This is a genomic window from Vibrio sp. 10N.222.49.C9, assembly GCF_041474985.1.
Taxonomy (GTDB): domain Bacteria; phylum Pseudomonadota; class Gammaproteobacteria; order Enterobacterales; family Vibrionaceae; genus Vibrio; species Vibrio crassostreae_C.
Genome location: NZ_JBFRVD010000200.1, coordinates 1 through 696, shown reverse-complemented (window position 1 = coordinate 696; position 696 = coordinate 1). Strand labels below are relative to the sequence as shown.

Sequence of the window (696 nt, the reverse complement as noted above, 5' to 3'; positions counted from 1 at the left end):
GGTGAGATCTTGTCATCTATATCTGAGTATTGAATTTTGCCCGAAACAATATGGTCTTCTATAACATCAACCCTTGATAATGCATTATGGGTGACTGAATAATGATTGGCCACCTTAGAACCATTCTCATCTAGATCACTCGAGATTTTAGCCCTGGTGATTTTAGGCTGATCATTAGTACCAGTAATTGTTAGGTCAAGGGTTTGCTGGGTTGTACCACGTTGTGCATCTGTTACGGTTACCACTACATGCTCTAGGTGCGATGCACCTTGCGATAGATGCTGCAATATCTTGGCATTGGTATGTACAGAAATAACCCCACTATTCTTATCGATTGTTACCCACTGACCAACGTTATTCTTTCCACTATCAGCGTGAGAATCGATGCTATAAGTAAAGTGAGTGTCATCGACATCGGAAACTTTCGGCAGCGCTACAGTTTGAACGTGACTATGCGAAGCGCCTTTACTCGAGTCTTCTGCAAAAGATGCCGGCTGATATGCAGCTAATACTGGATTATCATTGCTGCCATGTACTGTTACTACGATATTTTGCTTAATCGATTGGCCCTGAAGAGTCAGTCACTAGCATAGTAAAGAGCTCTTGAGGGTTGTCATTGCCGGTTAATTTCTGAGTGGCATCTTTACTATCATCAAGTTGATATGTCCAGTGTCCATTCTGCTCGATAGTGATAGC

2 protein-coding genes are annotated in these 696 nt (G+C 42.2%); both read right to left on the bottom strand.

Annotation, left to right across the window (positions count from 1 at the left end):
• Positions 1-386: VCBS domain-containing protein (locus tag AB4585_RS22745; protein ID WP_372171073.1), on the bottom strand; the 386-nt coding region annotated here is incomplete at its 3' end.
• Between the two features lie 169 nt (positions 387-555).
• Positions 556-687 (bottom strand): VCBS domain-containing protein, encoded by a 132-nt coding sequence (locus AB4585_RS22740; protein WP_372171072.1) that lies wholly within the window; start codon positions 685-687, stop codon positions 556-558.
• Between the last annotated feature and the right edge of the window lie 9 nt (positions 688-696).